The following is a 10,163-nucleotide window of genomic DNA, read 5'->3' on the forward strand; positions in this document are numbered from 1 at the left end:
TAATTGTCGTATAATATTAATATAAACAATAAAATTGCAAAACCAAAAAAGGTGATTGTTTTATGAGTTTCATGTTCAAACCGTACCCATATGTCGACCCGCAGGCGCTCAACACTCCGAAACTGCCGCCGGAACTGCGGAACTCGGTGACGGCAGGCAACCGTGCAGTCGGGAAAAAACTTTTCGAAGCGGCTCCGGAGCACGGCGTCGTCGTGCTGGATGGCTACGTCGGCGCGCAGTTCGACCGCCTGATCAAGCGCATCGAGGAGGCAGCCGCCGGGAAAAAAGTGCGCAAATTCGACGTCAGCTGCGCATACAAAGATTCGGATGAGCTGGAGAAGATGCTCGCGGAAACGCTGCCGGAAGACCGGGTGATCGACCCCATCCTGCTCTTCGGCAAAAGCATCCACCGCGAAATCGAATCGCTGTTCGATCCGGAGCGGGTCGAAGCACTCCGCCGGGAACTCGCGAAAGCGAAGCAGACTGCCGGTCTGGTGATTCTGTACGGTTGCGGTTCCGCCTGCGCCGCGCTGCACGACTGCGCCGATGTGACCGCGTTTCTCGACGTGACGCCGCTTTCGGCAACCACCCGGGTGCAGGCCGGGCGCGTCCGGGCGCTGGGGGATGCGAAGGAGCGCCCCCTCCCCTACCTCTTCCGCCGGCTCTACTATTATGATTATGAGATCATGATGCTGCACCGCAAGGATCTCATCGCCCGCGGCGACGTGGATTTCTACATTGACAGCAACCAGGAGGACAATCTCAAGCTGCTGCCGCTGGCGGCCTTCCGGGAGCTGCTGGAGATTCAGACGGGCTATCCGTTCCGCTGCACGCCGGTCTATCTCGAAGGGGTGTGGGGCGGCTTCTTCGTCAAAAATCTCCGTTCGCTTCCCTCGGACATGCGGAACTGCGCGTGGGTGTTCGACATGATCCCGAACGAAGTATCGATCCAGATCAAGGTGGGCGGCCACACGTTGAACATCCCCTTCTCCACCTTCTTCAAGGCGGAGGGCGAGCGGCTCATGGGCAAAGAGAGCGTGGAGCGGTTTGGCCACGTCTTCCCGATCCGCTTCAACTACGACGACACCTACGGCGGCTCGGGGAACATGTCGATTCAGGTGCATCCGCCGCGGGCCTACAACCAGGAGCATTTCGGGGAGCCGTTCCAGCAGGATGAGAGCTATTACGTGGTCAAAACGGCGGGTTCGAAAACCTACCTCGGATTGCAGGACGACTGCGACGTCGAGGAGTTCTACCGCTGCATCGACCGGGCGGAGAAGGAGCACATCCCCTTCGATCACGACCGCTATGTGAACAGCTTCCCGAGCGAACAGGGGGACCAGTACCTGATTCCGGGCGGAACGATCCACGCCTCCGGACGCAATCAGGTAGTGCTGGAGATCGGCAGTTACACGATCGGCAGCTACACCTTCAAGCTTTATGACTATCTGCGCAGTGACCTCGACGGAAATCCGCGGCCGATCCACTCGATTCACGGCAAAAACGTGCTGGTGACCGACCGCCGCCGGAGCCGGATCGACGGCGTGCTCCGTCCGAAACCGGTCACGGTGCGGCAGGGGGACAGCTGGAAGGAGGAGATCGTCGGCGAACACGACCTCATCTACTTCTCGTTGCGGAGGCTCTCCTTCGAGCACGACATCGCCGACGACACGAACGGCAAATTCCACGTGCTGGTGCTGGTCGAAGGGGACGAGGTGCTGATCTGCTCAAAATCCGACCCGACACACTGCTACCACCAGAAGCATATGGATATGGTGGTCGTTCCGGCGTCGATGGGGGAATATGAAATCATCAATCTGGGGAAAACTCCATGCCGGGTCACCAAGACAATGCTGAAGTAGTTCTGGCGCTGGACATCGGCGGAACCTTCATCAAGTCGGCGCTCTTCCGCGACGGGGAGCTGTTCCGCCAGCTCGAACCGGTTCCGAGCTGTTCGGAGGGAAGCGGCGAAGCGATTGCGGCGGCGTTCCGGCAGGTTCTCCGGCAGGCGGGGGAGTTCGCTCATCTGGCGGTGGCGGTGCCCGGACCATTCGACTACGCGCGGGGAATCTTCCGCATGCCGCACAAATTCGCGGCGGTCAACGGCTGTTCTTTTGCGGAGCTCTCCGGGCGGGATGCGGAATGCTTTCTGCACGACGCAAACGCTTTTCTGCTGGGCGAAATGACGCACGGCGCGGCCCGGGGGTTCTCCCGGTGCGGCGGCGTCACACTCGGGACCGGACTCGGTGCGGCTTTCGCTTCCTGCGGCGAAATATGGACGGGGAACGACGGCTCACCCGCGGCGGAGGTGAAACTCTGGAACCGGCCGTTCCGGGGAAAAATCGCGGAGGATTTCATTTCGGCGCGGGCCCTGCTCGCCCGTTTCCCGGCCGGGAGTGTCCGGGAGATCGCCGACCGGGCGAAAGCGGGGGATCCGGCGGCGCAAAAGCTCTGGCGGGAGTACGGCGCGGCGCTCTTCGAACTGCTGGGCAAGTGGCAGGAAGAGTTCTCGCCCGAAGTGATCGTCATCGGCGGCGGCATCGGGCGCGATCTGGCGCTCTTCGGAGCGGTTCCGGCCGGACTGCCGTTGCGGAAATCGGCGCTGTGGGAGGATGCGGCATTGTACGGAGCATACGAATCATTTCGGAAAGGATTGTTACGATGAAAGAGTTCATGCTGGGGGCGATGTACTGGCTCAACCCCAATTACGGAGCCAAAGAGATCGAAGAGGACATGCGGCGCATCCGCGACAACCGTTTCAACATCATCCGCTCCTTCATCTGGTGGGAGAAGGTGGAACCGCGCCGGGGGATGCGGGAGTATCGCCAGCACGACATTCTCTTTGAAGCGGCGGATAAATACGGACTCAAGGTGATGGAAACCTTCGGTCTCTACCTGCCGCTCTGGCTGCAGAAGGATCTGCTGGCGAAAGGGATCGACGACCGGAGCCGCCGTTATCCCTGCTTCGACCGTCCGGAGGTGGCCGGACCAATGGAGGAGTTTCTGCGCGACACGGTGGAGCGTTACAAAAACGCCCCCGCGCTGGCGATCTGGAACCTCTGGAATGAACCGACCAACCCGCCGTGCCGCTGCCCGGCGACGCTGAAGAAATTCTGCCTCTGGCTGAAGCGGAAATATTCGACCATCGAGGAGCTGAAAGCGGCGTGGCTCGGCGAATTCCAAGTCTTCACCACCGCCTGCGTCGATTCGCTCGACGAACTGACTCCGGAATGGCTCGCCGACGCCTTCGAATTCGGCACCCGGGGCAGAATTACGCCGATGGAATCGGACTGGCACGCATTCACTTTCGACAACGCCCGGGAAAATATCGTCTGGCTGCGCGACACGGTGCGAAGCATCGACCCGGTTCATGAAACCCACGCGAACCCGGCGACGCCGCTCAGCAACAGTCTGCACTGCGGTTTGAACGAGTGGGCGCTGGCACGGGAGATGGAAAGCATCAGCATCTCGGTGCATCCGTCGCACCACTTCTTCGGCCACGATGTGCCGGAAAACTTCTTTTCCACCTACCTCTACTGCATCGACGAGGTGCGGAGCTGGGCACAGGGGCGTGACGGCTGGATCGGGGAACTGCAGGCCGGCACAACGCTGTATCATGCACGGTATTATACGCCGTCCCCGGAAGAGATCACCCATACGCTCTATCACGCGCTCGGCCGCGGACTCCGCGGCGTGCTCTTCTGGGAGTGGCAGGCGTGGCGTTCGAGCATGATGGAGGTGGGCGAATTCAGCCTGCGGCGGGCGCAGGACGGCGCGCCGACGGAACGTTCGGAGGCGGCGAAGCAGTTCGCCCTCGACGTCGAACGCCACCGCGAGGTGCTGGCCGAAGTGGAACGGCCTTCGGCGGAAGTGGCGATTTTCGCCTCGATGGCGGCACGGAACTTCAAATTCCAGCAGTTCCGGAACAAACCGCACATTCCCGGCATCTGCGACGAGCACAACGACGCGGTCTACGGCTGTTACAAAGCGTTGAACCGGGCCAATATCGCGGTGGATTTCGTCACCGAACTCACGCTTGACACATTGAAGCGTTACAAGGTGCTGTTCGTGCCGCAGGTGGAGATGGTTTCCCGGGAGGTAGCACAGATTCTCCGGCAGTTCGTTGCCGACGGCGGCGCGCTGTGGGCCGACGGCCGTTGCGGCTGGCTGGATGACCACGTCTATCTTCGCAACACGATTCCCGGCAACGGCCTCGATGAACTCTTCGGCTGTTATGAGGAGGATTTCATCGCCTCCCCCGAACCGTTCCGGCTGGCAAAGGCGCGCAGTTACCGCCATCTGCAGTATCTGCATCCGACCACCGGGGAAGAACTGGCCCGGAACAACCGGCACGTCACGGCCGTGCGGAACAAGTACGGCAAAGGCGAAACGGAACTCTGGGGGAGCTATGTCACCCTCGGGCTTCAGCGGGAAGGCGAGGACGCCGACACGATGGATCAGATCAGCGATTTTGCCTTCCGGCACGGGGTAAAACCGATTGCGGAGACCATTCCGCCGCAGGTGTTGGAGTGCAGCCGCCTCACCGGCGAAAAGGCGGATCTCTTCGTTATCGGGAGCCGCCGACACGAACCGTGTACCGTTGAACTGAGCTTCCCGGACTCCTACCGGGAATTCGAGACGGCAGGGCAAAGTCAGCCCGGCGGCAGTCGGCTCACTCTTGCATTGGGAGAGCGTGAAACAAGAATCGTCATTGGATGGAAATAATGTAACCAGCAACAGAGAGGCCATGATGAAAAGAGACAGGAGCAGCCGAATTCGCACATTTACCCTTATCGAACTCCTCGTAGTGATCGCGATCATCGCCATTCTGGCGGCGATGCTGCTGCCGGCGTTGAACAAAGCCCGGGCGAGGAGCAAGGCGATCGCCTGTACGGCGAATCTCAAACAGCTCGGAACCGCCCTGATGTCGTACACCATGGAGAAAAACGGTTACCTGACGGTTTCCATGTCCCCTGCCTCCAACGCTTTGAGCGGCTATTGGTCCCGGGAGCTCGCGCCCTATCTCGGAATCACCGGAAACCTTTCCAGCGACGGTCTGGTGGACCATTTAGACCAGCGTCTGGTCTCCGGCGTGTTCCGCTGTCCCTCGTTCACTGATGAAATGGTCGTTGCCGCGACCGGAACAGCGGATTCCATCTACTGTGCAATCGGCTACGGCTGGAATCGGCAAATGGGAGTGCGGGATCATACATACACACCGGCCCGCATGAAAATTCAAAACGTCCGGCACCCCTCGCGCAAAGTGATGATCGGCGACACCACAGACTGGATCAGCAACAGCAGCAATGAAATGAGGACCATCTATCCGGAAAGCACCTATTCCAGCCCGTATCCCCTTCCCTGCGCCGGCAATCGACACAATGGTGGTGTCAATATGGTGATGGGCGACGGTCACGTGGAGTGGTTCACTCAGAGTGCGCTCCGGACAGCTCCGGCTCCGGGGTTGGATCAGAAGTGGCGTTTTATGCCGGCAATGAACTGATGAGGTATCCCCAGTGAAACCGGCTTGCATCATTGCCTTGTTATGTACCACACTTGCTCTGTCGGCAGAGTGGGGAATCCGCCTGGATCTCAACGGGATGGGGAATCAAATTCCGCTGGAGCCCGCTCCCGGCAGCCGCTACATTCAAAACATTCAATGGGGAGATGCGGCCAAGCGGCCGTTCGCCCTGTTCGTCCAGAAGAAGGGAATACCGGACAACGCGACGGAGACGCTTGAAGTTTCGTTTATCCCCCGCAAAAGTGGCAATGTGGTCCTCTGGTTGAGCGGCTGTTACGTAAAATCTCCCAAGGCGGCGGAACCGGATCGCGCCTTCGTGGAATACCGGCTCAGCGAAGCAAAAGGAACCACAATTCAAAACGGCGATTTCTCCCGCCGCAACGCCGGCGGCGCTCCGGAAGCGTGGACGTTGCGCAACGGAGCCTTCGCCACGGCAAGCGGTGTACAGGCGTGGCAGAATGGGTCGGCATGTCAGACCATCCGGGTGCAGGCCGATCAACCGGTGACACTCCGGATTCAAGCGGTCAAGGGGCGGTATGAGAAGGCCAAACCGCCCGCGCCGCCGCTGGTCTTCCGGCACAACGGCTGGACGATGAAAATCGATCCCGCTTCCGGCGCCTGGCTGGCGCTCGACTTCCGGGAGAAGCCGATCCTCCGGAATCCGAAGGGGCTGAACTCCTTTCAGCTGACGTTAACCGATTTCCCAGGCAGCCGCCGCCTGAGTTCTCACGTCTTTTCGCCGCAGACCGGTGAACTGACACTCCGCTGGGATCTGCCGGTGTGGCAGGTGACGGAGCGGATCGTACTCGGCAAACGGCTTTGCCGCACGCTGGAATTCGTCAATACCGGGAAACGGACGCAGAAGCTCACCAATGCCCTGCTCTATCATTATTTTCCCCCTCGCGGACGCTACTACTTCCCTGCGCTTTTCTTCGGTGACAACCGAGGCTATCAGGCGGTGGCGCGCGACTTTGAATTCGAGTCGCACCGTACCGGCGCTCTCGCCGACCTGAAGAAAAGCACTGTCCTTCGCGGGGCGTTCGACGGCTACTTTCTCTTTCTGGAACCCTTTCCCGGCACCACGGTCATGCTCGCCTTCGACGGCAGAACCGACATGAACCGCACCGACCTGCAAAGCCTCGGCGAGACCATCCGGGCAACCACCTTCAGCGCCTCCACCGGCTGGATCTTCCCCAACGTTCCCCAGAAAGTGGGGCCGCACTATCTGGAGGTAGTTGATGCGCCGCTGAAAACCGCAATGCGGAACGCTCCGGCGGCATGGTTCCGTGACATCGGCATGCTCCCGCCCGCAGACCGTCCGGACTGGGTTCGCGACGTCACGCTTTATGTCACGCTCCCGGCTCCGAAACTGGGCAGCGTCGCCTCCGCCGCGGACGGCGCACCGCTCCTCCGCCGAATCGCCGCTCTCGGATACAATACCCTCTGGCTTCTTCCTCCCTACTACAGCGACGCCCTCTATCTGCCGACCGATTTCTACCGGCTCCGCCCGGAGGTCGGCACCTTCGCGGAGTATCGGGCGTTCGTCAAGGCGGCGAAACGCGCCCGCTTACGGGTCTGGCAGGATCTCATTCCGCATGGAGGTCTGGCAAAGACGGCGGCGAAGCGGGGTCTCTCGCCGTGGACGCTCGCCGTAGAACCGGACGGGCGCATCCGGCGCAGCGAAGCCTACGACTACGGCTCGCGGGAGTGGCGAAACTATATGTGCAATGTGGCGAAATACTATATGGAACAGACCGAAATCGACGGCTTCCGGCTGGACCAGTGCGGCTTCTCACGCCGCAACTGGCGCAATCCGGAGACCTTCCGCCGGGAGGATCAGCCCCACGTCGACCGGCAGTGGCTCAAGGCGGAACTGGAGAAAACCGGCGGGAAAGTGCCGATGCCGGAAATTTCCCGTGCCAGTGATGACGACCGTCAGACCGGCCCGCGCCTGACCCGGGAAATCCGGGATGTTGTCCGCTCCATCCGTCCCGACGGCGCGTTGCTTGCTGAGATCGCGAGTTTGAACACCGTCCCGGCAGGCGATGCAATCTTCGACTTTCACTTCCGCCGTTTCCTCTTGCTGCTGGAGCGGTTCGGAGGAGAAAACTCCGCCCGTGAAATCGCCCTCTTTCTGCAGGAGCAGAAGGATACCGCCCCGCCGGGAACACTGTTCGAACGGTTCCTCGAAATTCACGACGCCTTCTCGGTGCAGTCCACCTCGTGGGTGGGCGAAGGGGCCGGTCAGGCGGCACGGGCGATGATGTTCCTCGCCCAGGGGATGCCCTCGATTCTCCACGGAGCTTCGGATGGGCGGGGTACCCTGCTCGCCCGTCTCAACAAGGTGCGCACCGCGCTGCCGGAACTGCGGCGCGGAACGGTGGATTATCTCGCCGTTGCCTCCCGGCCGGCTGTGTTCACCGCCCTTCACACCATGCCGGGAGCGGAATCGGTTGCGGCAGTCAGTTTTCTGCCGACCGCCCGCGATGTGCGTCTCACGCTCCCCGCCTCCACCGCCTTCCGGACTGATACAGAGGTCGAACTCTATGAGAACATGAGGGGACGGTTGATCGCCCGCGGTAAAATTTCCGACCTGCGCCAACTCTCCTGTCGGCTGGAACCGTACGGCATCGCGGTCTTCTCGTTTCGTCCGGCGGGCGCCGGCGGTCCCACGCCGCCGGAACCGGCCCTGCCGACGCCGGAAGTTCCGGTGAAACAGCCGGAAATTCTCCGGCAGAACAGCACCGTCACCGTGAACGGCAGCTGGCCACTGGTCGTCGACGAGTTGAGCGGCCGCCTGCTGCAATTCGGGCCGTACATCGGCGAAGCCCGCCGGTTCGGCGATTCGCCGGACCGCTCCCATGCCACCGGGATTTCGGTGCGGCGCGAAGGAAGTTCCGTCATCGTCACCGCAAAAATGGACGACGGCGGGAGCCTCCAATACACGCTTGACGGGAACGAGCTTTCCATTGCCGCCGAACTCAGAAAATACCGCCCGGAAGAGCGTTCCGCACTGTTGCTGCCGGTGAAAAATATCAGCCGCTGGCAGGTGTTTACAGCGGAGGGGCTGATGGATGATCACTTCGATCCGGCGGCGATCAGCGACCGTTTTTACGGTTCATTGCCCTATCTATCCTGGTCACACCGCCAGTTCCTGAGTCCGGTCTTGTGGCAGTCCACCGCAAAGCCGCTGGACTGGAACCGCCCGGTGCTGCGTTTCTTCGGCACCGACGGCGGCATCGAAATCATCGTTCCGGAACCTCTCAGCCGTAACTATGACGATCTGATGCTGTTGAGCCATCTCTCCGCCGAAGAGAAGACGCCGCATGTGGCCGCCTTCTGGGTTCAGCCGGGACCGCTCAGCCTTGCCGACGGAAAAAATTCGCGGCGAGTGGAGTTGCGCATCCGCCCGGCAAAAGGGCAGTTACCACAACATCAGGTGGTTCGCACCCCGGCAGTGGTCCAGCATGAAAGCACGCTCTGGAGAATCTCCAACCCTCACTTCGAAGCGGAAATCCGGCGCAACGGCGGCGGCATCCGCCGGATGCTCACACATGACGGCACGGTTGTTGCGGAAAATCAGGATGTCCGGCTCTACGACGGCGGCAACCTTTCCGCCGCCGGCCGCGCCTCGTTCGATCCGGAGACGACCACACGCTACTTTCTGCGCGACGGGAAACAGTTCCTCCGCTTCGCCGCCCTGTTGCGCACAGCGGAAAACAACGGCATTCCCACGCCGCCGGTATGGCTGGTGACCGAATATGAATTTGGTACCGGGAAAGAACTGCTTCAGAAAAATTTTCTCTACGCCACCTCCGGCGTGATCGGCGAAGGCAACTTCGCGTTGAAGAGAGTGAAAAATCCGCGAGTTTTCTATCAGGTCAAAGAAGCGGCCGGAGAGAAAAAGATCCCGATGCTGCTGACGCCGCGACGCTATTCCGTGCTGGCGATGAACTACTCCGCAACCGAAAGAGGTTCCGCCCCGGCGCCGGAACCGCCTGCCATCCGGATTCTTCCTCCCGGCTATCAGCTCAGCGGCTGGATCACCGGCGACAGCCGGCGCCGGTTGCTGCTGATCGGCGAACAGCTTCCGGGCAATCTGCAGATCAACTGGGCAAGCCAGAACTTCCAGCTCTTGCCGGGCCATCGGACTCCGGCGGCGGTTAAAGTCCAGGTGCCGGGCTTCGTCAACCTCGGAGAAGAGCGGCATCTCGCCCCCGGCAGATATCGGTTGAAAAGCAGATTCCGAACGGAAAACATCATTCGCAAAGGAGGACGGTTCTGGCTGGAACTGCGGCTTGAATATGAACAAAATGGAACGATGAAATTGATGAAAAAACGGATTGAAATTCCGGAAGGGAGCCATGACTATCAGGAGGTTTCCGCCGACTTTGAACTCCCGGTGGGGAGCGAAACCTTCACCCGCGCCGTTCTGGCCCTCGCCATCGACGGAGAAGGAGACGGTGCCGTTACGGCGGACACGCTGGAACTTGAGACACTCCGGCAGGACGCGGGCATTCCGGAGGTGACGGAGGAATTGCTGCAACGTGCCGTCGTCTCCTTCGGCAACCGGGAGCGGCTGAACCGCTTCTTCGAAAAGGCCGAACGCGGCGAGTCGCTGACCGTCGGCGTGCTCGGCGGC

The 10,163-nt window shown here is 60.9% G+C and carries 5 protein-coding genes; all 5 read left to right on the top strand.

The window, feature by feature from the left end; translation table 11 throughout:
• Positions 1–62 precede the first annotated feature (62 nt).
• The gene (locus ACMLHG_RS01145; protein ID WP_295812197.1) at positions 63–1,862 is read left to right on the top strand and encodes a class I mannose-6-phosphate isomerase; all 1,800 of its coding nucleotides are present in this window, start codon (positions 63–65) and stop codon (positions 1,860–1,862) included.
• Positions 1,832–2,665, top strand: coding sequence for an ROK family protein (locus ACMLHG_RS01150; protein WP_417169260.1), 834 nt, complete (start codon positions 1,832–1,834; stop codon positions 2,663–2,665). Before ACMLHG_RS01145 ends, ACMLHG_RS01150 begins: the two co-directional genes overlap by 31 nt.
• A complete protein-coding gene (locus ACMLHG_RS01155; protein ID WP_417169261.1) occupies positions 2,662–4,725 on the top strand; it encodes a beta-galactosidase in 2,064 nt (687 codons plus the stop codon). Before ACMLHG_RS01150 ends, ACMLHG_RS01155 begins: the two co-directional genes overlap by 4 nt.
• A gap of 22 nt (positions 4,726–4,747) precedes the next feature.
• Complete coding sequence (locus tag ACMLHG_RS01160) at positions 4,748–5,503, top strand: H-X9-DG-CTERM domain-containing protein (protein ID WP_417169262.1); 756 nt, start codon at positions 4,748–4,750, stop codon at positions 5,501–5,503.
• Between the two features lie 97 nt (positions 5,504–5,600).
• Positions 5,601–10,163: hypothetical protein (locus ACMLHG_RS01165; RefSeq protein ID WP_417169263.1), on the top strand; the 4,563-nt coding region annotated here is incomplete at its 3' end.

Source organism: Victivallis sp. (genome assembly GCF_048170485.1).
In the GTDB taxonomy this organism is placed as follows: domain Bacteria; phylum Verrucomicrobiota; class Lentisphaeria; order Victivallales; family Victivallaceae; genus Victivallis.

Bases quoted from the DNA above. Each gene is read 5' to 3' on its own strand.
- ACMLHG_RS01145 (WP_295812197.1), top strand. From the start codon at position 63: ATGAGTTTCATGTTCAAACCGTACCCATATGTCGACCCGCAGGCGCTC.
- ACMLHG_RS01150 (WP_417169260.1), top strand. From the start codon at position 1,832: ATGCCGGGTCACCAAGACAATGCTGAAGTAGTTCTGGCGCTGGACATC.
- ACMLHG_RS01155 (WP_417169261.1), top strand. From the start codon at position 2,662: ATGAAAGAGTTCATGCTGGGGGCGATGTACTGGCTCAACCCCAATTAC.
- ACMLHG_RS01160 (WP_417169262.1), top strand. From the start codon at position 4,748: ATGATGAAAAGAGACAGGAGCAGCCGAATTCGCACATTTACCCTTATC.